This window comes from Pseudoduganella sp. OTU4001 (assembly GCF_038440195.1).
Classification (GTDB): Bacteria; Pseudomonadota; Gammaproteobacteria; order Burkholderiales; family Burkholderiaceae_D; genus Rugamonas.
The window spans coordinates 32,785-55,874 of the sequence record NZ_JASATG010000027.1 but is presented as its reverse complement, the minus strand read 5'-3'; the positions used below and the strand labels follow the sequence as shown (position 1 = coordinate 55,874).

20 protein-coding genes are annotated in these 23,090 nt (G+C 56.1%); 12 read left to right on the top strand and 8 right to left on the bottom strand.

Annotated elements, in window-relative coordinates:
• The first annotated feature begins 48 nt into the window (after positions 1 to 48).
• Both AAHE99_RS20490 and AAHE99_RS20485 read left to right on the top strand, forming a co-directional pair.
• Positions 49 to 981 carry a CAP domain-containing protein gene (locus tag AAHE99_RS20490; RefSeq protein ID WP_342119213.1) on the top strand — a complete coding sequence of 311 codons (933 nt, stop codon included), beginning with the start codon at positions 49 to 51 and terminating at the stop codon, positions 979 to 981.
• Positions 982 to 1,029: 48 nt separating this feature from the next.
• Positions 1,030 to 1,629 carry an Hpt domain-containing protein gene (locus tag AAHE99_RS20485; protein ID WP_342119212.1) on the top strand — a complete coding sequence of 200 codons (600 nt, stop codon included), beginning with the start codon at positions 1,030 to 1,032 and terminating at the stop codon, positions 1,627 to 1,629.
• Between the two features lie 9 nt (positions 1,630 to 1,638).
• Here AAHE99_RS20485 and AAHE99_RS20480 read toward each other — a convergent pair whose 3' ends face one another.
• The 6 genes from AAHE99_RS20480 to rpmH form a co-directional block, all read right to left on the bottom strand.
• On the bottom strand, positions 1,639 to 1,827 hold the full coding sequence (locus AAHE99_RS20480) for a hypothetical protein (protein WP_342119211.1): 189 nt from the start codon (positions 1,825 to 1,827) through the stop codon (positions 1,639 to 1,641).
• 206 nt (positions 1,828 to 2,033) lie between these two features.
• Complete coding sequence (mnmE, locus tag AAHE99_RS20475) at positions 2,034 to 3,413, bottom strand: tRNA uridine-5-carboxymethylaminomethyl(34) synthesis GTPase MnmE (protein ID WP_342119210.1); 1,380 nt, start codon at positions 3,411 to 3,413, stop codon at positions 2,034 to 2,036.
• 152 nt (positions 3,414 to 3,565) lie between these two features.
• Entirely contained in the window at positions 3,566 to 5,251 is a 1,686-nt protein-coding gene (gene yidC, locus AAHE99_RS20470) for a membrane protein insertase YidC (protein ID WP_342119209.1), read from the bottom strand.
• 8 nt (positions 5,252 to 5,259) lie between these two features.
• Entirely contained in the window at positions 5,260 to 5,490 is a 231-nt protein-coding gene (yidD, locus tag AAHE99_RS20465; RefSeq protein ID WP_342119208.1) for a membrane protein insertion efficiency factor YidD, read from the bottom strand.
• Positions 5,487 to 5,897: a ribonuclease P protein component gene (gene rnpA / locus AAHE99_RS20460; RefSeq protein WP_342119207.1), complete on the bottom strand. Its 411-nt coding sequence runs from the start codon at positions 5,895 to 5,897 to the stop codon at positions 5,487 to 5,489. Before rnpA ends, yidD begins: the two co-directional genes overlap by 4 nt.
• Positions 5,898 to 5,919: 22 nt before the next feature.
• Positions 5,920 to 6,054, bottom strand: coding sequence for a 50S ribosomal protein L34 (rpmH, locus tag AAHE99_RS20455; RefSeq protein ID WP_040378179.1), 135 nt, complete (start codon positions 6,052 to 6,054; stop codon positions 5,920 to 5,922).
• Positions 6,055 to 6,485: 431 nt separating this feature from the next.
• Here rpmH and dnaA point away from each other — a divergent pair, with 431 nt between their 5' ends.
• From dnaA to AAHE99_RS20405, 10 genes are all read left to right on the top strand, one after another.
• Positions 6,486 to 7,877: a chromosomal replication initiator protein DnaA gene (gene dnaA, locus AAHE99_RS20450; protein ID WP_342119206.1), complete on the top strand. Its 1,392-nt coding sequence runs from the start codon at positions 6,486 to 6,488 to the stop codon at positions 7,875 to 7,877.
• Between the two features lie 160 nt (positions 7,878 to 8,037).
• Entirely contained in the window at positions 8,038 to 9,144 is a 1,107-nt protein-coding gene (gene dnaN / locus AAHE99_RS20445) for a DNA polymerase III subunit beta (protein WP_342119205.1), read from the top strand.
• A 118-nt stretch (positions 9,145 to 9,262) separates the two neighbouring features.
• Positions 9,263 to 11,758: a DNA topoisomerase (ATP-hydrolyzing) subunit B gene (gene gyrB, locus AAHE99_RS20440; protein ID WP_342119204.1), complete on the top strand. Its 2,496-nt coding sequence runs from the start codon at positions 9,263 to 9,265 to the stop codon at positions 11,756 to 11,758.
• A 285-nt stretch (positions 11,759 to 12,043) separates the two neighbouring features.
• The gene (gene dcm / locus AAHE99_RS20435) at positions 12,044 to 13,372 is read left to right on the top strand and encodes a DNA (cytosine-5-)-methyltransferase (RefSeq protein ID WP_342119203.1); all 1,329 of its coding nucleotides are present in this window, start codon (positions 12,044 to 12,046) and stop codon (positions 13,370 to 13,372) included.
• A gap of 15 nt (positions 13,373 to 13,387) precedes the next feature.
• Entirely contained in the window at positions 13,388 to 14,980 is a 1,593-nt protein-coding gene (locus AAHE99_RS20430) for an ATP-binding protein (protein ID WP_342119202.1), read from the top strand.
• Complete coding sequence (locus AAHE99_RS20425; protein WP_342119201.1) at positions 14,981 to 17,245, top strand: Z1 domain-containing protein; 2,265 nt, start codon at positions 14,981 to 14,983, stop codon at positions 17,243 to 17,245.
• A gap of 4 nt (positions 17,246 to 17,249) precedes the next feature.
• A complete protein-coding gene (locus AAHE99_RS20420; RefSeq protein WP_342119200.1) occupies positions 17,250 to 18,203 on the top strand; it encodes a PD-(D/E)XK motif protein in 954 nt (317 codons plus the stop codon).
• 435 nt (positions 18,204 to 18,638) lie between these two features.
• Positions 18,639 to 20,219 (top strand): TonB C-terminal domain-containing protein, encoded by a 1,581-nt coding sequence (locus AAHE99_RS20415; protein WP_342119199.1) that lies wholly within the window; start codon positions 18,639 to 18,641, stop codon positions 20,217 to 20,219.
• A gap of 96 nt (positions 20,220 to 20,315) precedes the next feature.
• A complete protein-coding gene (locus tag AAHE99_RS20410; RefSeq protein WP_342119198.1) occupies positions 20,316 to 20,588 on the top strand; it encodes a type II toxin-antitoxin system Phd/YefM family antitoxin in 273 nt (90 codons plus the stop codon).
• Positions 20,585 to 20,908, top strand: coding sequence for a type II toxin-antitoxin system RelE/ParE family toxin (locus AAHE99_RS20405; RefSeq protein WP_342119197.1), 324 nt, complete (start codon positions 20,585 to 20,587; stop codon positions 20,906 to 20,908). The genes AAHE99_RS20410 and AAHE99_RS20405 overlap by 4 nt, the downstream gene beginning before the upstream one ends.
• Positions 20,909 to 21,039: 131 nt before the next feature.
• Here AAHE99_RS20405 and AAHE99_RS20400 read toward each other — a convergent pair whose 3' ends face one another.
• Together AAHE99_RS20400 and AAHE99_RS20395 are read right to left on the bottom strand one after the other, a co-directional pair.
• A complete protein-coding gene (locus AAHE99_RS20400; protein WP_342119196.1) occupies positions 21,040 to 22,572 on the bottom strand; it encodes a hypothetical protein in 1,533 nt (510 codons plus the stop codon).
• A gap of 234 nt (positions 22,573 to 22,806) precedes the next feature.
• A complete protein-coding gene (locus AAHE99_RS20395) occupies positions 22,807 to 23,076 on the bottom strand; it encodes a PAAR domain-containing protein (protein WP_342119195.1) in 270 nt (89 codons plus the stop codon).
• Positions 23,077 to 23,090 lie beyond the last annotated feature (14 nt).

The window sequence follows — 23,090 nt, the reverse complement described above, 5'->3', positions numbered from 1 at the left end:
GCATCCCGCTGGAAATTGGCATAGAATCGGCCCATGGAGGAGTCAATCATGCGCTCGCTCATACTCATTCCGGCCGCCTCACTGGCCGCCTTGTTGGCAGCTTGCGGCGGCGGCGGCGGTGGTTCCACCACGGTCACTCCGCCCCCGGTGGCGCCCCCCATCACCGCGCCCGGCGCACCCGCCGCCACCGGCGACACCGCGCTGGACGGCTTCAATTGGTTCAACTACCGGCGCACCAGCATCGGCCTCGCAGCGCTGTCGCGCAATACGCGGCTAGACACGGCGGCCGCCGGACATTCGAATTACCTGCGCCTGAATAACACCGTGTCGCACGACCAGGTTGCTGGCAACCCCGGCTTCACCGGCGCCACGCTGCAGAACCGCATTACGGCGGCCGGCTACACGCTGTCCAACCCTTACGCATTCGGCGAAGTGATTTCCGCCGCCGGCGACAAGTCCGGCTTCTACCACGCGGAAGAACTGATCACGGCGATCTACCACCGCTTCGTGGTGCTGGAGCCGGTGTTCAAGGAAATGGGCACAGGCGCCGCAACGTCCGCCAGCAATTACACCTACTTCACCGCCGACTTTGCGGCCAGCGGCGGCTATGGTCCCGGCCTGGGGCGCGGCCGCATCGCCACCTATCCCGGCGACGGCCAGACCATGGTGGCCACCACCTTCCTGAGCGATACCGAATCGCCCGACCCGGTGCCCAACCAGAATGCGGTGGGCTACCCGGTGAGCGTGCATGCCGATATCTCGTCCAGCATCAGCGTGACAAGCTTCACCATCCGTCCGCGCAACGGCGCGGTCATGAATGCGCGCCTGCTTTCCAGCGCCACGGACTCGCACACCAAGGCGCAGGTAGCGGCCATTGTTCCGCTGACAACGCTCAGCGCCGGCACCACCTACGACGTCAGTTTCGCCGGCACGGTGGATGGCGTGAGCGTGTCGCGAAACTGGTCTTTTACGACAAAATAGAGGCCTTCCCCTAGCCCGCATCAGGACAGAGTGCTAAATTCTGTCCTGATGAGCAACCATGTTTCCAGCACGCCAATACGCCAGCGCCTCGATGTCGAGGAGGGTTTGGATCGCCTGATGGGCGAGCGTGCGCTCTACCTGCAGATCCTGCGCCGATTCGTACAGGACCACCGCGATTCCTGCGAACGCATCGACGTCCTGCTGGCGCGCAAGCTGGAAAGCAAGGCGCAGCTAACCGCGCATTCGCTGAAAGGATCGGCAGGCCTGATCGGCGCGCAGCTGGTGCACGACCAGGCGGTGCAGGTTGAAAACGCCATCGCCGCGGGCACCGACGTGGCGCCGCTGCTGCCACAACTGGACCTGCTGCTGAACGAAGCATGCGCCAGCATCGACAGCTTGTTACTTGAACATGGCGACACGATCGCACCGGGCGGCACACCGGCTATCGACCCAGCGCAATTGCGCGCACTGATCGAAGAACTGGTGGAGCTGCTGCGGGATGGCGACGGTGCGGCTATCGACCTGGTGGAGAAATCGGCGCCGGTACTGGCCGCTGCGCTGGGTGTGCCGACCTACCAGATGCTGGCGGCAGCGACACACGCTTTCGATTTCGAGACAGCGCTGGATGCGCTGGAGATGGAACTCTGATTCCTGGTATTAGCCGGTGTAGTTAGCCTCTTCGTCAAAGGCATCGGCGCATTCCTTGCCGCAGAAGCGGCGCACGGCATCCAATGGTTTTTCGCAGTACCAGCATGAGCCCTTGGGCGGCAAGGACTGGCGCACGGCGCTCGGGCGCGGGGCCGTCGCGACACTCTCACCGGGTGGGATTTCCTGTTGCGTCTCCACGATTTTCCCCCTTTACAGACAAGCCTTGGTAAAACAAGGTTACTGCATTGCCAGGACAGGAGCATGACCTGCCTCAACAAAATAATAGCAGGATTAAATCAGTGGCATAGGTGACGCAACGTGCGCCAGCGCACCAAATGAAACAAAAAAATTCCAATGGATTACGCTGGCGCGATAGGGCTTAGTTCGGCGACATCATCGCCGCATCATTTGCCGATGCAGAAGCGCGAGAAGATCACGCCCAGCAGGTCATCGGACGAGAATTCACCGGTGATGGTGGACAACTGCACCTGCGCCAGGCGCAGCTCCTCTGCAAAGAGATCCAGCGACTGGTCGGTCTGCGCGGCGTGCTGGCCGGCGTAATCGAGGTGTTTGGCGGCGTTGCGCAACGCGATCAGGTGACGTTCGCGCGCGAGGTAGAGCGACTCGCCGGTCTGCTGCCAGCCGGCGATGCGCAGCAGCTCCGCGCGCAGCAGGTCGATGCCAGTCTTCTCGTTGGCGGACAGGTAGATATGGGTGGCGTCTTCCATCGCATCGACCGATGGCTTGTGGCCGGACAGGTCGATCTTGTTCCAGATGCGCAGCACCGGCACGCCTTGCGGGAAGTTGGCGACGATGGCTTCGTCGGCGCGGGTCGGGCCGTGGTCGGCGTCCAGCAAGTGCAGGATGACGTCGGCCTTTTCAATCTCGCCCCAGGTGCGTTCGATGCCGATGCGCTCCACCACATCCACCGCTTCGTCGTGGCCGCGGATGCCGGCGGTGTCGATGATGTTGAGGGGGATGCCTTCGATCTGGATGGTCTCGCTCACCTTGTCGCGCGTGGTGCCGGCGATCGGGGTGACGATGGCGACTTCGGCGCCGGCCAGTGCGTTCAGCAGGGAGGACTTGCCGACGTTCGGCTGGCCGGCCAGCACCACGTTCAGGCCTTCGCGCAGCAGCGCGCCTTGCGAGGCTTGCTTGAACACGTGGTCGAGTGCTTCGACGATGCCTTTCAGCTGGCCGCGCGCGTCGGATTTTTCCAGGAAGTCGATTTCTTCTTCCGGGAAGTCGAGCGTAGCTTCCACCAGCATGCGCAGGTGGGTGACGCGCTCCACCAGGGCGTGGATGGTTTGCGAGAAGGCGCCGCTCAGGCTCGCGCTGGCCGACTTGGCGGCGGCTTCGGTGGAGGCGTCGATCAGGTCGGCCACGGCTTCGGCCTGGGCCAGGTCCAGCTTGTCGTTCAGGTAGGCGCGGCGGGTGAATTCGCCTGGCTCGGCGAGGCGCAGGCCGAGGTCATGGCCGGCTTCCAGCACGCGCTGCAACAGCATTTGCAGCACGATCGGGCCGCCGTGGCCCTGCAGCTCGATGACGTCTTCGCCGGTGTAGGAGTGCGGTGCCTTGAACCAGATTGCAATGCCCTGGTCGATGATGCTGCCGTCGGCCTGGGTGAAGGGGATGTAGGTTGCGTGGCGCGGTTTCAGTTCGGCGCCCTTGAACAGGGCTGCTGCCAGCGCCTGCAGGTTCTTGCCGGACGCGCGCACCACGCCGATGCCGCCGCGGCCGGGGGCGGTGGCGATTGCTGCGATGGGGGAGGAGTCGAGGTTCATTTGCTGATCTTGTTCTTTAAAACCGGTAAACCGGGGTCAGACCCCGTCTGCACCACGGCCTGTGGCTCCGGCATGCTGGGGGCCGACCCTTGGGTCGTACCCCGGTTTACCGGTTTAAAAAAAAGCCCGCGTCTGGCGCGGGCTTTTAAGAATTACTTGGCTTCGCCAGTTTCAAACTTCTTGGTAATCACCCACTGCTGCGCAATCGACAGCAGGTTGTTCACCACCCAGTACAGCACCAGGCCGGATGGGAAGAAGAAGAACATGACCGAGAATGCGATCGGCATGAACATCATCATCTTAGCCTGCATTGGATCGGCTGGCTGAGGATTCAGGCGGGTGGTGATGTACATCGAGATCGCGTACAGCACCGGCAGCACGAAGTATGGGTCTGGCTTGGTCAGGTCGTGGATCCACAGCGCCCATGGAGCACCGCGCATTTCAACCGACGCGTTCAGCACCCAGTACAGGGCGATAAACACCGGCATCTGCACCAGGATCGGCAGGCAGCCGCCGAGAGGATTGATCTTCTCGGTCTTGTACAGCTCCATCATGGCCTGGTTCATCTTCTGCGGGTCGCCTTTGTGGCGCTCGCGGATGGCGGTCATCTTTGGAGTGACGGTCTTCATCTTCGCCATGGAGCGGAAGGAAGCAGCCGACAGCGGGAAGAACAGCAGCTTGATCGCCACGGTGAAGGCGATGATGGTCCAGCCCCAGTTACCCACCACGGAGTGGATCGCATCCATCGCAGCCCACATTGGACGTGCCACGATAGCCAGCCAGCCGTAATCCTTGACCAGGTCCAGGCCTTCGGAAACCTTCTTCAGGGTGTCGGTATCTTGCGGGCCGGTGTACAGCTTGGCGTTGTTGGTCACGGTGGCGCCTGGCGCCAGGGTGCCCAGCGGCTGCACTACGCCGATCGAGTACAGGTTGTCGCCTTCCTTCTTGGTGAAGACGTCGCGCGCCAGCTTATCCTGGGGCACGAAGGCCGACACGAAGAAGTGCTGCGAGATCGCGATCCAGCCATCGCTGGCCTTCTTCACGTGGTCTGCCGGCGATTCCTTGCCTGGGTTCTCGGACATCCACTTGGCGTCCTTCTCGATGTGCTTGAACTCGTACTTCTTATACTTCGAATCCGAGGTGTACATGGTCGGCGCGATGAACGAAGGGTTCATCCACGACGAACCTTCCGGCTCCCAGCCGTCATGCTTCAGCTGCAGGTACAGCTGCGGCGACAGCGGCGCAGCGCTGGTGTTGGTGACGGCGTGCTGCACGTCCACCGTGTAGTCGCCCTTCTTGAAGGTGAAGGTCTTGGTCAGCTTGACGCCGCCCTGCTCTGCTTCCAGCACCAGCTGCACCTTGTCGCCGCCGTTCAGCATGCGCGCGCCAGGCTGCGCCACGAACGCGGTCTGGTGGGTTGGCAGGCCAGGAGCGCCTACCAGGCCGGTTTCACCCAGGTAGGTGTGCTTGCCTTCCTTACGGAACAGGACCTGGTTCTTGGCCGTGTCGGTACCGTCCTTATGCTGCAGCAGTTCCAGGCGCTGGATCACACCGCCCAGGGTGTTGATGTCGACGCGCATCACGTCGGTGGTGATGGTGACCACTTCGGTCTTGATCGGTGCAGGTGCAGCGGCCTCGCCGGCGGCAGGCGCCGCAGCGGCCACGGTGGCAGCTGCCGGCACACCGCCGGCAGTGGCGGATGCCGCAGCCACGGCTGGCTTGGCAGGAGCCGGGGCAAACATGGACGGCTTACCCGTCGATACCATCCAGTTATTCCACAGAATAACCAGCGATACGGCGAAGACGATCCACAGGATTGAGCGTTTATTGATATCCATTCGGTTCTTCAGGAGTGGTTGAAGTGCTTGGGCGGCACGGGATCGACCCCGCCCGCATTCCAGGGATGGCAGCGGCATACCCGGCGCGCGGCCAGGTAACTGCCTTTAGCCGCACCGTGTACGCGCAGGGCTTCCAGCGCATAGTTGGAGCAGCTAGGGTAAAAACGGCAACGTGGGCCCATCAGCGGGCTGATGGCCACCTGGTAGAAGCGCAGCAGGAACGAGAGCAGCGTTTTCATTTCGCCGGCCTGGTGGGCTTGTTGGCGGAGGCGAACAGGCGCGTGAGTTCCTGGCGCAGTTCGGCCTTCAGCTTGGCGTTGGTGGCCGGACCGTCCTTGCTATTCACAGGGCGCGACAAACGCACCACGCAATCGATGGACGGCAGGGAGGTAACGCGGAACAGTTCGCGCGTAACGCGCTTGATGGTGTTGCGGGTGACCGCGCGCGGTGCAAAGCGTTTGGCAACGACGATGCCCAGCCGCGCATTCGGCAGCTGATTCTGGCGGGTATAGAGCACGAAGTGCGCGCTCTTGTGCGTTGGGCGCAAACTAAAAACGGATGAAAATTCATCCGTTTTTATGATGCGCCGAGCGCGAGCGAAGTCGTGTCTGCCTTCGCCTGTCGAGCTGTTTGTGCAGCTTTCCACGCGATCAGCTTACAAGCGTGACTTATACAGCCAGACGCTTGCGGCCTTTTGCACGACGTGCGTTCAGGACTTGACGGCCGCCACGGGTAGCCATACGGGCACGGAAGCCGTGGGTGCGCTTGCGACGCACAACGGAAGGTTGGTAAGTACGTTTCATGTTGGTCTCGCTAAAAATTACAAAATCGGGACGGGAAAGGTGTCCCTAAAAATGTTGGTGCCAATGACATTTCGCGCACTGCGCCAATCTCACTGCCCGCTAAAATCCGCGCATCGTATCTGCGAAAACACGGACTACGGGCGGGGAACCCAGAATTATCAGGATTTTTGGGTCCGGTGTCAACCACCAAAACCGGGAAACCAGGGTCTGACCCACGGGTCAGGCCCGAGCCTGCGGCAGCCGCGTATATGGGTCTGACCCTTGGGTCAGACCCTGGGTTACCGGTTTGGTTGCAAAAAAGCCAACCATAGCACGCTTGTGCAAAAATTCCGGTTAACCTGTGGATAACTTCCGACTTAGCGGCTAGAATAGCGCGTTACGTGTGGCGATTCGAACGCCCTCCCACACTTTTTTGCATATAGAACGGATTCATGGAAACTTTCTGGCAGACCTGCTCCGCGCAGTTGGAGCTTGAGCTGACGCCGCAACAATTCAGTGCCTGGATTAAGCCGCTTGTGCCTCTCGACTTCGAGAACAACAAGCTGCGCGTTGCCGCGCCTAACCGGTTCAAGCTGGATTGGGTAAAAACCCAATTCGCGAGCCGCATTACGGCCCTGGCCTGCCAGTACTGGGAAACCACCATCGAGGTGCAGTTCGTGCTGGACCCACGCACCCACGCGCCGAAAAAGCCCGCCGCACCGGCTGTTGTCACCGGCCCGCTGACCGACCTGCGCCCGGAGACCCCGGCCGCCGCCGCTGCGCCAACCGCCGCCGCCGAATACTCGAACCCGAAAGGCCGCGAAAACAGCCGCATCAACCCAGACCTGACTTTCGAATCGTTCGTTACCGGTAAGGCCAACCAGCTGGCGCGTGCTGCGGCTATCCAGGTAGCGAACAACCCCGGCGTTTCCTACAACCCGCTGTTCTTCTACGGCGGCGTAGGCCTGGGTAAGACCCACTTGATCCACGCGATCGGCAACCAGGTGATGGCCGACCAGCCAGGCGCCCGCATCCGCTACATCCACGCCGAGCAGTACGTGCGCGACGTGGTGACCGCCTACCAGCGCAAAGGCTTCGACGACTTCAAGCACTATTACCACTCGCTGGACATGCTGCTGATCGACGATATTCAATTCTTCGGCGGGAAATCCCGCACGCAGGAAGAATTCTTCTACGCGTTTGAAGCGCTGATCGCAGCCAAGAAGCAGATCATCATCACCTCGGATACGTATCCGAAAGAGATCACCGGCATGGATGACCGCCTGATCTCGCGCTTCGACTCAGGCCTGACGGTGGCGATCGAGCCGCCGGAGCTGGAAATGCGCGTCGCGATCCTGCTGAAGAAAGCCAAGTCCGAAGGCGTGACCCTGAACGACGACGTCGCCTTCTTCGTCGCCAAGCACCTGCGCTCCAACGTGCGTGAGCTGGAAGGCGCGCTGCGCAAGATCCTGGCGTACTCGCGCTTCCACGGCAAGGACATCTCGATCGACATCGTGAAAGAGGCCCTGAAAGACCTGCTGTCGGTACAGAACCGCCAGATCTCGGTGGAGAACATCCAGAAGACCGTGGCCGACTTCTTCAACATCAAGGTCGCCGACATGTATTCGAAGCGCCGCCCGGCGAATATCGCCCGCCCGCGCCAGATCGCCATGTACCTGGCCAAGGAGTTGACCCAGAAATCGCTGCCGGAGATCGGCGAACTGTTTGGTGGCCGCGACCACACCACCGTGCTGCACGCGGTGCGCAAGATCGCCATGGACCGTACCAAGAACCCGGAGTGCAACCACGAATTGCACGTTTTGGAGCAGACACTGAAAGGCTAAACCGGTAACCCTGGGTCCGACCCAAGGGTCGGACCCGCCCCGCGACCGTCGCGTATTGGGGTCAGACCCTTGGGTCTGACCCCGGTTTACCGGTTCCAGACTGATATACTGTCGAGTTAACAAAAGAACTAACGTAACAACCCATTAACTGAGGATATTTATGCAACTGGTCAAAACCACCCGAGACACGCTTCTCCGGCCACTGCAGATTGTGAGTGGTATTGTCGAGCGTCGGCACACTATGCCGATTCTGGCCAATATCCTCATCCGCAAGGAAGGCGAAAGCGTCTCTTTCCTCTCCACCGACACGGAAGTCCAGATCACCACGCACGCAGACATCGGCTCGGGTGCCGACGTCACCGGCACCACCGTAGCCGCGCGTAAGCTGCTGGACATCCTGCGCGCGCTGCCGGAAGCCGGCGACGTGACCATGACCCTGCTGAACAAGCGCCTGACCGTCCAAAGCGGCAAATCGCGCTTCGCCCTGCAAACCCTGGCCGCCGAAGAATTCCCAACGGTCCAACAAGCCGACAGCTTCACCGCAAGCTTCCAGTTGCCGCAAAAGACCCTGAAGCACCTGTTCAACATGGTGCACTTCTCGATGGCGCAGCAGGACATCCGCTACTACCTGAACGGCCTGCTGCTGGTATTGGACGGCAACAAGGTTATCGCCGTAGCGACCGACGGCCACCGCCTGGCCTTCTGCCAGGTAGAGACCGACCAGAACTTCGCCCGCGAAGAAGTGATCATCCCGCGCAAGACCATCATCGAACTGCAACGCCTGCTGGAAGAATCGGACGATGCGGTATCGCTGGACATCGCCGCGAGCCAGGTCAAGCTGACCTTCGCCGACATCGAGCTGATTTCCAAGCTGGTGGAAGGCAAGTTCCCTGACTACACCCGCGTGATCCCGAAGGGTTACACCAACAACTTCACCATCGGCCGCGAAGAGCTGCTGCGTTCCCTGCAGCGCGCCGCGATCATGACCAGCGATAAGTTCAAGGGCGTACGCTGCATCATCACCCCTGGCTCGCTGAAGATTTCTTCCACCAATGCGGACCAGGAAGAAGCAGTCGAAGAACTGGAAATCGACTACGGCGGCGACAGCGTAGACATCGGCTTCAACGTGACCTACCTGCTGGACGTGCTGAACAACCTGAAGTGCGAACAAGTGAACGTAGCCCTGGGCGACAGCAACTCGTCGGCCCTGATCTCGATTCCCGAGAACGCAGACTTCAAATACGTCGTAATGCCAATGCGCATTTAAAACCGGTAAGGCTGGGTCTGACCCAAGGGTCAGACCCGCATGTGCCGAAGCCGCGTATTTGGGTCTGACCCAGGTTTACCGGTTTAAAGAAGAAATTCGTTAAAAGAGAAAGCAGTCCATGTCCGAAAGCCACAACGAACAACCAAAGGCCAAAGCAGAAGAATACGGCGCCTCCTCGATCCAGATCCTGGAAGGCCTGGAAGCAGTGCGCAAGCGTCCCGGCATGTACATCGGCGACACGTCCGACGGCACCGGCCTGCACCACCTGGTATTCGAGGTGCTGGACAACTCGATTGACGAAGCCCTGGCCGGCCACTGCTCCGAGATCCACGTCACCATCCACAGCGACAACTCGATCTCCATCACCGACAACGGCCGCGGCATTCCAGTCGGCCTGAAGATGGACGACAAACACGAGCCAAAACGCTCCGCTGCCGAAATCGTGCTGACCGAGCTGCACGCAGGCGGCAAGTTCGACCAGAACGCCTACAAAGTCTCCGGCGGCCTGCACGGCGTGGGTGTCAGCTGCGTGAACGCACTGTCCAAGCTGCTGCGCGTGACCATCCGCCGCGACGGCAAAGTGCACCAGATGGAATTCGTCAAAGGCGTCGCCCAAAACCGCGAAATCGAAATGATCGACGGCGTCGCGACCTCCCCGATCAAAGTAATCGGCGAAACCGACAAGCGCGGCACCGACGTGCACTTCTGGGCCGACGAAGAGATCTTCACCCACGTGGAATTCCACTACGAGATCCTGGCCAAGCGTATCCGCGAACTGTCCTTCCTGAACAACGGCGTCAACATCAAGCTGACCGACCAGCGCAACGGTAAGGAAGAAGTGTTTGCATTCGAAGGCGGCACCCGCGGCTTCGTTGAATACATCAACAAAGCCAAGACCGTGCTGCACCCGACCGTGTTCCAGGCCACCGGCGAACGCCAGTCCGACCAGAACACCACGATCTCTGTGGACGTGTCGATGCAATGGAACGACGCCTTCAACGAACAGGTACTCTGCTTCACCAACAACATTCCGCAGCGCGACGGCGGCACCCACCTGACCGGCCTGCGCGCGGCAATGACCCGCGTGATCAACAAGTACATCGACGAGAACGACTTCGCCAAGAAAGCCAAAGTCGAAATCAGCGGCGACGACATGCGCGAAGGCCTGACCTGCGTGCTGTCCGTAAAAGTGCCGGAGCCAAAGTTCTCGTCCCAGACCAAAGACAAGCTGGTGTCCTCCGAAGTGCGCGGCCCGGTCGAAGAGATCGTCGCCAAGACGCTGACCGACTTCCTGATGGAAAAGCCGAACGACGCCAAGATCATCTGCGGCAAGATCGTGGAAGCAGCACGCGCCCGTGAAGCGGCCCGTAAAGCCCGCGACCTGACCCGCCGCAAAGGCATCATGGACGGCCTGGGCCTGAGCGCCAAGCTGGCCGACTGCCAGGAAAAAGACCCAGCCCTGTCCGAACTGTACATCGTCGAGGGTGACTCCGCAGGCGGCTCCGCCAAGCAGGGCCGCGACCGTAAGTTCCAGGCCATCTTGCCTCTGCGCGGTAAGGTGCTGAACGTGGAGAAGGCCCGCTTCGAAAAGATGCTGTCCTCCGAGCAGATCACCACCCTGATCGCCACCCTGGGCACCAGCATCGGCGCCGACGAATTCAATATCGAAAAGCTGCGCTACCACCGCATCATCATCATGACCGACGCGGACGTCGACGGCGCCCACATCCGCACCTTGCTGCTGACCCTGTTCTACCGCCAGATGCCGCAGCTGGTCGAGCGCGGCCACATCTACATTGCACAGCCACCGCTGTACAAAGTGAAGGCCGGCCGCGATGAACGCTACCTGAAGGACGACCTCGAAGAAGCCGGCTACATGATGAACGTAGCGCTGAACACCGCCGTGCTGACCCCACGCGAAGGCGCAGACGTCATCCAGGGCGAAGCGCTGGGCGAACTGGCCCGCACCTACAACATGGCCAACGCCATCATGACCCGCCTGACCCGCGTAATCGACCGCGCCGCGCTGACCGCCATCATGACCGGCGTAACGCTGGACCTGGGCACCCTGGACAGCGCCCACGCATCGGCCAAGGCACTGGAAGCCAACATCAACGACAGCGCCGTGAAAGTCACCGTCACCACCGACGAGCTGACCGACAAGCACACCCTGCGCATCGAACGCCTGCACCACGGTAACGTCAAGGTATCCTTGATCGACGCCGACTTCGTGCAAGGCGCCGACTACAAAGTGCTGGCCGACGCCGCCGCCACCTTCACCGGCCTGATCGGCGAAGGCGCCGTGATCCGCCGCGGCGAAGGCGAGCGCACCAAGGAAAGCGCCGTGGTCGACTTCCACCACGCGATGAACTGGCTGCGCGAAGAAGCCGAACGCACCGTCAGCAAGCAGCGCTATAAGGGTCTGGGCGAGATGAATCCAGAGCAGCTGTGGGAAACCACCATGGACCCAACCGTCCGCCGCCTGCTGAAGGTGCAGATTGAAGACGCGATTGCTGCGGACCAGATCTTCACTACGCTGATGGGGGATGATGTGGAACCGCGACGGAACTTCATTGAAACCAATGCGCTGCGCGCAGGTAACATCGACGTGTAAAAGCCGATGTTCTGCAACCGAGGCGCCCGGCCATGCCGGGCGTTTTCTTTATACACGCTTGATCCAGTAACAAGCTAAACACACTGCTCTGCCATAGAGTTCGTTTGACGGCCAAACATTGCTAGGATAGCAGGTGGTTGCCTGCGTTTAAGTTTTTCATTCTGGCATTGACATTTAGCGAGTTGCACTTTAGTTTCGCCTAATCCGTAATTCGCAATCATATTATTCACACAACTGTACAAATATACAGTATAGTTGTACCAACATGCGCTACTAGGTATGTCGATGCACACCACCAAAAATACAGCTCAGACACAACAGAGCTTCCGATTTATTGACTTGTTCGCTGGACTTGGTGGATTCCATGTTGCCCTTAAAAACTTGGGTGGCGAATGCGTGTTTGCTGCCGAATGGAAGGAACATTTACGCAAACTCTACGAGACAAACCACGGGATTCTTCCAGCTGGTGATATCACACAAGTGCCTTTAGATGACATTCCGGAACATGACGTTCTAACAGCAGGATTTCCATGCCAGCCTTTTTCGAAGGCGGGGGAGCAACTTGGCTTCGAATGCACAAAGCAGGGCGATTTGTTCTTCAATGTTGTAGAGATTCTTGACGCAAAAAAGCCTCGCTATTTCATACTCGAGAATGTTCCTAACCTCCTGAAGCATGACGACGGAGAGACGTGGAAGAAAATCCAAGAGGAATTGGGGCTTGCTGGCCTTGGGTACCACATCACGGCAACAAAATTATCCCCTCACAATTTTGGCATTCCGCAAATTCGTGAACGCGTCTATATCCTCGGTTCAAAAGAGCCGCTCGTTGACTTCAAATGGCCCGACCACTTTCCTTTAGCTACTTCAATAACATCGGTACTAGATGACAACCCAAGTGACGCAAAGCGCTTGAGTCCTCAATTCCAGAAGTGTATCGAAGTTTGGGACGCCTTTATCATGGCTTGTCCAAAAGAAGTCGAACTTCCATCATTCCCTTTGTGGTCAATGGAGTGGGGGGCGACATATCCCTACGAAGAGGAGACACCTCACGCACGTGTTAAGAAGCTCGACGCTGACGGGCTTCTAGGTATGAAAGGCAGCCACGGAAAACCACTTGGGCATCTGCGCGGGCTAGATGCTCGTTGGGCTGCGTTACCTAGTCATGCACGAACCGCACAGAAAAAATTCCCGAAATGGAAGATAGATTTTATTAGGCAGAACCGAGAGTTCTATCATGAAAATAAGGAGTGGATTGATCCTTGGCTGCCAAGAATCCTTGAATTCCCATCAAGCCTGCAGAAACTCGAGTGGAATGTAAAGGGGGGCGAGCGCAACATATGGTCATATGTTTTGCAGTTTCGCGCCTCTGGCGTTCGTGTAAAACGACGCAGTACAGCGCCCAGCCTTGTTGCGATGACTGATACTCAAGTACCCGTCATCGCTTGGGAAAAGCGGTATATGACGCCACGAGAATGCGCTCGGCTGCAATGCCTCGACGGACTTGCAGAACTACCAAAATTGAATTCTCATGCTTACGAGGCTCTTGGAAATGCAGTTAACTCTAAGGTCGTGCAACTTGTGGCCTCATCTTTGCTAAAGCGCACACCAACTTAGATCAAAGGTTCTTGAATGAATGATGGTAGCACTGTAGTTAATGCTCAAATGACTGAAATTGAGATCCGCCCAGAGGTAACAATGCTCTCGGTGCTCAAACATCTGAATTACGAACCCTGGTTTGCAATTGCTGAATTTGTCGACAATTCGATTCAGAGTTATTTAGCTAATGAATCGAAACTCAAGGCTCTTCACGGTCCTGATTTCAAACTGATCGTTAAAATTACGATCTCAGGGGCGGGACAGGGCGAAATCATCATTTCTGACAACGCCGCAGGAATCGCCATTGAGGATTTTCCAAGGGCATTTCGTCCTGCTCATGTCCCGATAGACCGAACCGGTCTTTCTGAGTTCGGTATGGGAATGAAGAGTGCCGCTTGCTGGTTTGCTAATAGTTGGACAGTTCGAACGAAAGCGCTAGGTGAAAGTGTAGAACGTACGGTTCGTTTTGATATCGACGATATCGTCGAAAACAATAGGCAAAAATTGTCCGCTGAAACGCAGCAGGTAACGCTAGCGAGTGAGCATTACACAACAGTCACTTTAAGAAGACTGCATCATCCACCGAAGGGGCGCACGGTCAGCAAGATAAAAGACCATCTAGCCAGCATCTATCGCGTATTCCTTCGAAAGGGCATTCTCACTCTTCAATACAATGATGAGAACCTGCAATACCATCCACCTAAAGTTCTGTGCGCAGTTCCTTATTCGGCCGTTGGGAAAGCGGACAACAACACTGCACCAGTTGAGTGGAGGAAAGAAATTGAGCTCGACTTTGGGCAAGGCCAGCGGGTCTCCGGCTTTGTAGCGCTGCGAGAAAAGGCATCCACAACTTTCGCAGGGTTTGCACTTTTCCGCCGCGATCGCCTAATTGAAGGGAGCCACGACAATACTTATCGTCCCCCGCAAATCTTCAAACACACGACAAGCTATCCTTATCAGCGAATTTTTGGCGAGTTGCATCTCGATGGGTTCGACGTTAGTCATACTAAAGATGGATTCAGGTGGGAGGAATACGAAGATGAGTTCTTGGATTTGTTAAAGGACGAAATTCAAAAGGCCCCGCTTCGCCTATTGGATCAGGCAGAGAATTTCCGAACGCTACCGACCAAGAAAACGATCGAACAACTTGCGATCGAAGCAACCTCCGTCGTAGCCACGCACATAGAAGAGGTTGTAGCGCCTATCATTCAAGATGCCACAAGTAATCCTGTCGAGCCAGCAGAAATACCAGCAGAAATCACTGTCGACGAATCACTTACTTCGGAGAAAACGGTAACGATCGATGACGGTAAAACCATATGGATCATAACGCTTAGGACTACTGTTGCTCCATCCGACGAGAACTGGATAACCTTGGCGAAACAAGAATCGTTTGAAACTGATTGGGGAACGAGAAATAGGCGATTAACCATCGAGTTAGCTTTAGCACATCCCTTCTCAACCAAATATATTGGATCTACCAACGAAAATATCGAGCTATTTCTGCAGTTGGCAAGCGGAATTTGTATTTCCTTGATGCTAACGCAGGATTTAACCGGTGAACCTCCCCAAACTGTCTTGCATTTTCTAAATGATCTACTACGAGGCGCGATTAGCGAGACCTAAATGACTAAAGCTACGATTACTGTTCTTGAGAAAGCCATTCCACCACTTCGTTGGTTCCCTGTTGCTGGCGAGTTCACTGAAGAATTTCTTCGACGCAAGTCAGGGGACGCAAATGGGCCTAGCTATAAGGATCTTAGCGAAGGGGAGCAATGCGTTCTCGTCGAAGCACAGCGAATTTTGGGACGATGCTTGCCTCCGACTGAAACTGAGGGAAGGGAAACTGGCCTTGTCGTAGGTTATGTCCAAAGTGGCAAGACCTTATCTTTTGAGACCGTAATGTCATTGGCTCGAGATAACAATTATGGCGTTGTGATCGTATTGGCTGGAACAAAAACCAACCTTAAAGAGCAATCGGAAAAACGTCTGAAGAAAGACCTTGGCATTGATGAGGGTGCGGTTTGGTATCATGTCTCCAACCCAAATACGAGCCAGGTCCCTAATATTGTCAATCGCCTGGAAACTTGGCAGCGTAGCCCCAAGAAGCGTCGAGCAGTGCTAATAACTGTCCTGAAACAAAAGGACCATTTGGAAAACCTGCATTTGACTCTGTGTCAATTGATGTTGGATCGGATTCCCGTACTTATCATTGATGATGAGGGTGACCAAGCAAGTCTAAATACGTACTCTTCAAAAAACTCAACGAAATCTGAGTTAACAAAAGAGGAACGGAGCACGATCTATAACTGGATACGCGCAGTGCGAGACTCGCTACCTCATCACTCATATTTGCAATATACTGCAACGCCGCAAGCAAATCTCTTGCTAGCAAGGACTGACTTGCTCGACCCAAATTTTGCTGAGCTAGTGACTCCGGGCGGAGCCTATACGGGAGGGAAGGCGTTCTTCACGAATTCGGAATTAATCGAAATAATTTCGCCGGATGAAGTTCCCACCAAGCATAATCCCATTTCGACAGCGCAAAAAAGTCTTTTGAGCGCACTCAGGTACTTTCTGCTTTCGGCCTCTCAACATGCGCTAACACATGTACGCGGTAAAGACATTAACCGATCCATGATGGTTCACCCTTCACAGGCCACAACATCCCATCAGCAGTACAAAATTTGGATGGACCAAAGTCTGCGAGCACATAGAGAGTTTGTAGAACGCAATTCGAAATCTGACATGGGGGTGATTATCCATCGCTTCAAGAAAGAATACGAATCATTAAAAAAGACGTTTCCAGATATCAAGCCGTTGCCTGAACTAATAGAGGCGATGGTTGAAGATGTGTTCACGGAGCTCAATTGCGTTCAAGTCAATTCGACTGCTGATGCTGAAAAAAATATCGATTGGAAGCAAACTGCCTATTGGATATTAGTTGGTGGAAATAAACTGGACCGGGGTTACACTGTTGAAGGGCTATGCTGTACTTATATGCCGAGGCCACTTGGAAGTTCTCCTGCGGCTGACACACTGCAACAACGTGCACGCTTCTTTGGATATAAGTCTTCGTATCTTGGTCTATGCCGTGTGTTCATCCAACAAAATGTCCATCAAGCGTTTGTTGATTACGTAGAGCATGAGGAGTTTGTTAGGAAGGGGCTAGAAGACATGAGGGGAAGGCCTTTGAAAGAGTGGCGCAGAGACTTCCTACTAAACAAGATTCTGAAACCGACACGACCAAACGTTGTGGGATTACGCGTCAAGAGAATTGACTTCGATAAATGGATGGTCCCAGGAGCATTGCATCGCGACGAAGGGGCTGTTGTTGCGAATAGGTACCTGCTAGAGGAGGTTTATAATTCTTGGTGTACCAAATACGGCGCGCCAATTAATGCATCCAGTCATGATCGGTTCAAACAATCTCGAGGTGCTTCTTCGAACTTTATAATCGAAGCCGTTCCACTAAGTGCTGTGCTGGAGGATTTCCTGTTAAGGATTGAAGTAAAAGATCCGATTGATGCTGAGGAGCATGGTGCAATGTTGGTTGGCATCGCAGAGCAACTTTCCAAGAAGCCAGAACTTGTGACAGATGTTTATTTGATGAATAACTTGGCACCAAATTATCGTAAGCGCGATGCGGGGAGAGGCTGGGCGGACGGACATCCCAACGCCCCAATTAACCAATATTTCAGCCAAAGCGCTGGCTCGCTAAATGATAGCCATTTTTATTCCGCCGATCGTATCACCTTGCACTTACGCCGATTCGATCTTGGCGCTGTAATTCGCGGCGGCAACAAGGAAGCCGACATGCATAACATTACCTGGTTTGCACTAAATGTACCAAAAACGCTGAGCAAGGGCACCGTCATTGAGAGGCGTTAATAAAATGGTTGATTTTTTTAAGGCGTTTCTTGAATTGGCGCCATCGGAAGGAATGGTATTTGAAGCTATCCGACTCGGCGACGATAGAAATGATTACTTAGCTCGTACTGCAGACGGTGCACCAGTTTTTCTTATTGAGGATTCATGTCCCTCTCATTACCGGGTGAGCCGTAGTCTCCGGCATATAACAATCGACTACCAAGTACGCTGCAAGATAAAATTAGCGGGCGGCTACCGGGAGGGCGTCTTCGCGATGGTGCACTGCTCAGCCGGGTCTTCGGAATTTCACCAATTATTTGTCAAGTGCCTTGGCTCCGTCATCCGTTCTCTCCCATCTAAAAGAACGACAAATGAGATTGAATCTCAGCTTGCTAAGCTAATAGAGATTTTCTACTCGTTGAGCAATTCGAGTTCGAAACGAACAAGTGGACTCTGGGCGGAACTTTGGATTATTGCCAATAGCTCGAGCGTCACGCGTGCTCTTGAAGCTTGGCACGACTCAGCCGATGAGCGTTTTGATTTCGCTAATTCAAATATGTTAGTAGAAGTCAAATCCACAACAAAACCAATTAGAAACCACGAGTTTTCGCTGGAACAACTTTCTGTACGTGAACCGCAAAAAGGAATTGTAGCGTCTTTATTGTTGCAACCATTGACAAGTGGTAAAAGTATCTTAGATCTTGTTGATCAAATCGAACGAGCATCTAATCTTTCGTTTGAGCTCAAAAGAAAGCTTTGGAAAAATATTTCTCAAGCTCTTGGTTCCGAGTTTGAAAGAAGACTTGAAAAACGTTTTGACGTCGCATATGCTGCGAAGAATATATTGTTTTTTGACATGTCGGAAATTCCCAAACCAACACCAATAACTGATCCGAGGATCACTTCAGTTAGATTTGTTTCAAACTTAAGCGGTGTCGCTTCTTACCCAAACAGCCTCCTTCAAACGCTGTTTAACTGATTCGCAAATTGAATCGCGTATTTGAACTCAGCTGGCCTTAGTCGGATCCACCCAGATCATTCATCATTCAAAAACCAAAGGCGAAGAGATGCCAGCCCAGTAGTTCGCGGGAGTGGTAATCGATCACCAGAGCCAAAACAGCCCAGCCCTCGCGGCCAGCGCTTACGCGGCACATATCGGTCGCCCGGCGCTGGTTCGGCGCTGTCGCCGCCAACGGCAAGGCTTGAACGCGTGGCCTGAATCCGATCGGCCGCATCTCACTTGCAAACCGCGCAGCTGAAAGATGTGTTGCACCGTGCACTTGTTGAAGCCGAGCAGGGCCGCGACGGTCCGAACGCTCAATTGCCCCCGTCAATGCCGTCGAGTGTTGTTGCGCGTGCCGCTTGTCACTTGACATTTGAGCAATAGCGCCTGCCTTTGTGATAGCCTGTGCTGATGTCCTCAACATTGACTATCGGCCGGTTGAATAGCTCCCAGCGCGATCAGTGGCGACTGAGCACCGCAGTGGTGATCTCTGCCATTGTCCATGCGCTGTTGTTGAGCATTACGCTTGGCGGGCAGACCTTCGGACTCCCAGTCCTCAAATTCCCTTGGCCGGATAGGCGGATGGGAGCTAACGATCTGCAAATCCTGCTGATTCCAGCGCAGCGGACTCCGGCACCCATGTCGGCACCACAATCGGCTCCTGTCGACCAGCCCCCGCCTGCCACGGTTCCGGTGACGCTGCCAGCAGTCGACAAGCCGGCAATTGCGAGCGCTGTGGCATCTGCAACCGTGGCGGCCCCGATCGCACCACGGCCGCCGGCACCGACGCCAGCACCCAGCGTGGAATTGGCCACACCAGCGGCGAAAACGCCAGACGTCCCCCTGCCTACGGCACCAACGGCACCGCCAGTAGTATTGCCTACGGTGACCGATGCGACGCCAAAGAAGATCGAACAGGAAGCCAGGGAGCGGGCTCTTGAGCAAACCCGGCTCGAGCAGGAAAAGCAGGTCGCCGAAAAGTTGCGGCAATCCGAATTGATCGCTGAAACCCAGCGCGAGGCAACACGGCAGGAGGAACTCAGGCAAGAAGCTGCTCGCGTTGAACAGGCAGTCCGAATCGAGGCGGCGCGGGTTGAAGCCGCACGCCAGGAGCTTGCCCGTCAAGAGGCTCTGCGGCGCGAAACGCTGCGGCAGGAACAGGTCCGCCAGGAGGCCGCGCGCGCGGAACAAGCTGCGAAGGCCGAGGCAGCTCGAAAAGAGGCTGAGCGCCTTGAGTTGGCTCGCCAGGAAAACGCGCGCCGGGAAGCGCTGCAACAGGAGCAAGCAAGACAGCAGGAACGGGCGCGGCAAGAGTTGGCGCGCCAGGAACTGGAGCGAGCACAAGCAGCTCGCCTCGAGGCCGAGCGGAAGGAAGCTGCAAGACAAGAACAAGCGAAACAAGCGCAGCTTGAAGTAGCTCGCCAGGCGCAGCAGGAGGCCGCGCGACAGGAAGCCGCCAAGCAAGATGCGGCGAGATTGGAACAGGCGAAGAAAGAACAGGCGCAACTGGAGAAGGCCAAGCAGGACGCTGAACGCGAGGAGCGTTTGCGTGCAATCGGCAGGCAGCTCAATGAAGAAGCTGCCCAGCGCGAGGCGGCGTTGAAGAATCCTTCGAAGTCGCTGCTCCCTACCGTCAGTGGTCTACGCCGAGGATGGCTCTTTGGCCGAGCCGACCCGAACGCTGAACTTGTTCAGTATGCCGAGACCATCAGCAAGAAGTTCGAGATCAATATGGCGTTCGATATGGTTCGCGAGATTGTGAAACAGCGTCACGTCCCTCCAATGGTGACTATCGCGATCCGCGCAGACGGCTCGGTAGAAAAGGTGACGTTTGTGGTCTCCAGCGGCGTGCCTGCAATCGACGAAGCCATTCGGAAAGTAATTGCGAGCCATGCGCCCTTTGGCGCCTTCCCACCTGCCCTGGCACGTCAATATGACGTGATTGAGATCCGTCGCACGTGGGTATTTGATACTGCCATTCGGCTGCAGTAATTCCCGCTTTAGGGAACTGGTTCGTCTGTCCCTGATGATCTAGACTTTGGACTGAAAAAGGACCAGAATCGGTCCAATGCACCAGGAGATTCTGCCGTGAAGTATTCAACTCAAGTCAAGCCCATCAGTTACCTGAAGAGCAATGCGGCGGAAGTTATCAAAGAGCTCTCCGAATCCCGCGAACCCATGCTGATAACCCAGAATGGGGAAGCCAAGCTGGTGGTAATGGACGTCCGTTCGTATGAGGAACATCAGGAAACTCTGGCAATGCTTAAACTACTTGCTTTAGGCAAACAACAGCTGGAGAACGGCGAATATCGCGATGCGGAGGATGTGTTCTCCGAACTCGATTCGAAAGACGATCTGTGAAAATCGTACTGCTCGCTGGCGCCGAGCAGGATCTTATCGAGTTAAGACGCTACGTGCTCAAGAATTTCGGCAGGCATGCCTGGAATTCGTCATATCTGCAGATTAAGACTGCCATTCGCTCATTGCGTGACTTCCCCTTAGGCGGCGCGATTCCCGACGAAGTCTCCGAGCTGCAAATTGGCCAGTTTCGACAAGTCATAGCCGGGATGAACCGCATAGTGTATGAAGTCCTCGGCGATACCGTCTATATCCACATCATTTGCGATACCAGGCGTCAGCTGCGGTCCATCCTGGCTCGACGGTTATTGCGCGCAAAGTAGTGGCCTGATGCTTGAACGGCAATGAGCTTGCGTGACAGTCCCGACGACGCCCTGCTGCGGCTGATGGACCAACTCGAGCTAACGGGCCCAGCAAGCCATATATTTGTTTGGATAGCTGGGCCGATGTTGAACTAGCGTGAAGGCTGGCCTGCCAGAGCGAGCGATCCGCTCAACATCCCCTTCATGCCGTAATAGCCAAGCGAAGAGTAGTTGGAGAAGCCATTAGCCGGTGTACCTTCCGCACCGCCCTTGATTACGAGGCGGTAGCTGCCGGCAGCTAGCGTCAAGTTCACGAATTCCGCAGAGCGATGCACATCAAGGTTGCTATGCGCAACGACTGCGTTGGACGAGTTGTAGATTGTCGCATCCACGTCCAGCATGCGCAGGTACTCGAGCGGATCAATGCGCAGGTTCAGCGTTCCTGGCGAGGCGAGCGTAAAGGTGAAGGTATCGGTGTCGCCGGTGCGTTCGATCTGGCCGAAGCTACTGCCGGCGTCGATTGTGCCACCGGCGCCGAAGACGATGGGCTTCGAGGTCGGATTGTCATCCACCACGTAGGGCACCGACTCTTCCACCGTCATGATGTTCAGGTCATCTTCAAAGTTGGTCGCGCTGGTGTATTCGCCTTTGCTCCAGGTGAAGAGCTGGTTCGCCCAGCTGGCGCCGTACCAGTAATTGCCCATGATCGGGCACCACTGATAGGCGGGAATGCCTTCGAAGTATTCACCGCCTGGCGTACCGCGGTCGTGGTTGGCGCCCATCTGGTGGCCGACTTCGTGCGCGCCGGTCATGCCGATGCCGTAGCCGTAATCAAAGCCTGCCGATGGATTGCGGAACAGTGTGCCGGCGGATGTGGTGCCGAAGGAGTGCAATGGGGCGTATGAGCGGCCGTCGCGGTTGACGAAGTTGATCACGCCTGTGCGCAGGATGTTGGCAGCCTTGGCGGCGTTGTAGACGTTGACGTTGGTGGTCACGTTCATGTTCAGCATCGAGTACTGGTCGGAGATCGATTGCCAGGCGCGGTACATCTGTTCTTTGGTCACGCCATTCAGCAGCTCGCCTTTGCGGGTGACGGCGGTGATGTTCAGGTAGAACACCCATGGGCTGCCGGGCTTGCTTTGCAGGTTGAAGATGTCTTCGCCGTTGTAAGGGCCAATGTGGATGGCCTGGCGGTTGGCCATCGGGCTGTAGACGGGGTGGATGACGGGTGCTGCAGCGATCACTTCCTGGGTTCGGGTGTCGCGAAAGTCAGGGTCCAGGTCGGGGACGATTTTCTTGATCGGCACTTCGGTCAGCATGACCTTGCCGGAAGGGTTGGTGGTGAACTCGTAGGCTTTGGAGGTGTCGTAGTTGACCAGGTAGCCGTATAGCTTCTTCTTGTTCCCCTTCAGGATGAAGATGGAGTTCGGTGTGTCTAACGCGGTGCCGGAGATCGATAGCGCGTCGCCTTGCTCAAAGTAGTCGGTGATCTTGGCGGCGATCAGCTTGCCGGCGATCGAGTGTGCGACCATGGAGCGGGCATTCGCGTGTTGCGCGGCGAAGCCTTTCTTGACCGAGTCGACGGTGCCTATTTCGATACTGTTTGCAGGGGGTGCTTCTTGTGCCAGTGCGGAGGAGGAGAACAGCGTGGCCAGGAGGATTGTTAGTGTTTTACGTGTGGACATATCGCTTCCCAAAAGATTTTTGCTTCGGTTAATGAACGATAGTTACGCAAGCCGCGCGTAAAGCGGGGCCTATCCGGCGTTCGGGGTCCGGATGAGAGACGCTAACACGTTGGGGTGGGAGATCTTTTGCTGGTTTGCTGACGAGTAGGTTATAAATCAGCACACCTGTGGATATACAAGTATTGCTGCCATCTTTGGTGCCACTTGCGCCAGCTAATCAATGCAAAGCAGGCGTTACGAAGTAGCCGAAAAATTCTGAACGGTCGAAATCAATCGCGCCCCGCAACTGGTTTTATCACCGTCATACGCAACGGACTTGCCGTTGACGGTGTGGCTCGCATTCCCCGACGCTATCGTGCACGATTGATGCCCTTGAATTGGACATAAGCATTTATCACCGACGAGAGCCACCGGGCGCCCTGAAACAAGGAATTGAGGCGCACTACTTTCGAGAACTGTCCCACCATGTGATGTTGGATCACCTATGCGAATGACGTTTGGCATCTTGATCTCCTAGT

What these genes read in the sequence shown, in the direction of transcription:
- yidC (WP_342119209.1), bottom strand. Translation starts at nt 5,251, where the DNA reads ATGGATATCAATAAACGCTCAATCCTGTGGATCGTCTTCGCCGTATCG.
- AAHE99_RS20415 (WP_342119199.1), top strand. Translation starts at nt 18,639, where the DNA reads ATGTCCTCAACATTGACTATCGGCCGGTTGAATAGCTCCCAGCGCGAT.
- AAHE99_RS20490 (WP_342119213.1), top strand. Translation starts at nt 49, where the DNA reads ATGCGCTCGCTCATACTCATTCCGGCCGCCTCACTGGCCGCCTTGTTG.
- dnaA (WP_342119206.1), top strand. Translation starts at nt 6,486, where the DNA reads ATGGAAACTTTCTGGCAGACCTGCTCCGCGCAGTTGGAGCTTGAGCTG.
- AAHE99_RS20485 (WP_342119212.1), top strand. Translation starts at nt 1,030, where the DNA reads ATGAGCAACCATGTTTCCAGCACGCCAATACGCCAGCGCCTCGATGTC.
- gyrB (WP_342119204.1), top strand. Translation starts at nt 9,263, where the DNA reads ATGTCCGAAAGCCACAACGAACAACCAAAGGCCAAAGCAGAAGAATAC.
- AAHE99_RS20400 (WP_342119196.1), bottom strand. Translation starts at nt 22,572, where the DNA reads ATGTCCACACGTAAAACACTAACAATCCTCCTGGCCACGCTGTTCTCC.
- yidD (WP_342119208.1), bottom strand. Translation starts at nt 5,490, where the DNA reads ATGAAAACGCTGCTCTCGTTCCTGCTGCGCTTCTACCAGGTGGCCATC.
- AAHE99_RS20395 (WP_342119195.1), bottom strand. Translation starts at nt 23,076, where the DNA reads ATGCCAAACGTCATTCGCATAGGTGATCCAACATCACATGGTGGGACA.
- dnaN (WP_342119205.1), top strand. Translation starts at nt 8,038, where the DNA reads ATGCAACTGGTCAAAACCACCCGAGACACGCTTCTCCGGCCACTGCAG.
- dcm (WP_342119203.1), top strand. Translation starts at nt 12,044, where the DNA reads ATGCACACCACCAAAAATACAGCTCAGACACAACAGAGCTTCCGATTT.
- rpmH (WP_040378179.1), bottom strand. Translation starts at nt 6,054, where the DNA reads ATGAAACGTACTTACCAACCTTCCGTTGTGCGTCGCAAGCGCACCCAC.
- AAHE99_RS20430 (WP_342119202.1), top strand. Translation starts at nt 13,388, where the DNA reads ATGAATGATGGTAGCACTGTAGTTAATGCTCAAATGACTGAAATTGAG.
- mnmE (WP_342119210.1), bottom strand. Translation starts at nt 3,413, where the DNA reads ATGAACCTCGACTCCTCCCCCATCGCAGCAATCGCCACCGCCCCCGGC.
- AAHE99_RS20420 (WP_342119200.1), top strand. Translation starts at nt 17,250, where the DNA reads ATGGTTGATTTTTTTAAGGCGTTTCTTGAATTGGCGCCATCGGAAGGA.
- AAHE99_RS20425 (WP_342119201.1), top strand. Translation starts at nt 14,981, where the DNA reads ATGACTAAAGCTACGATTACTGTTCTTGAGAAAGCCATTCCACCACTT.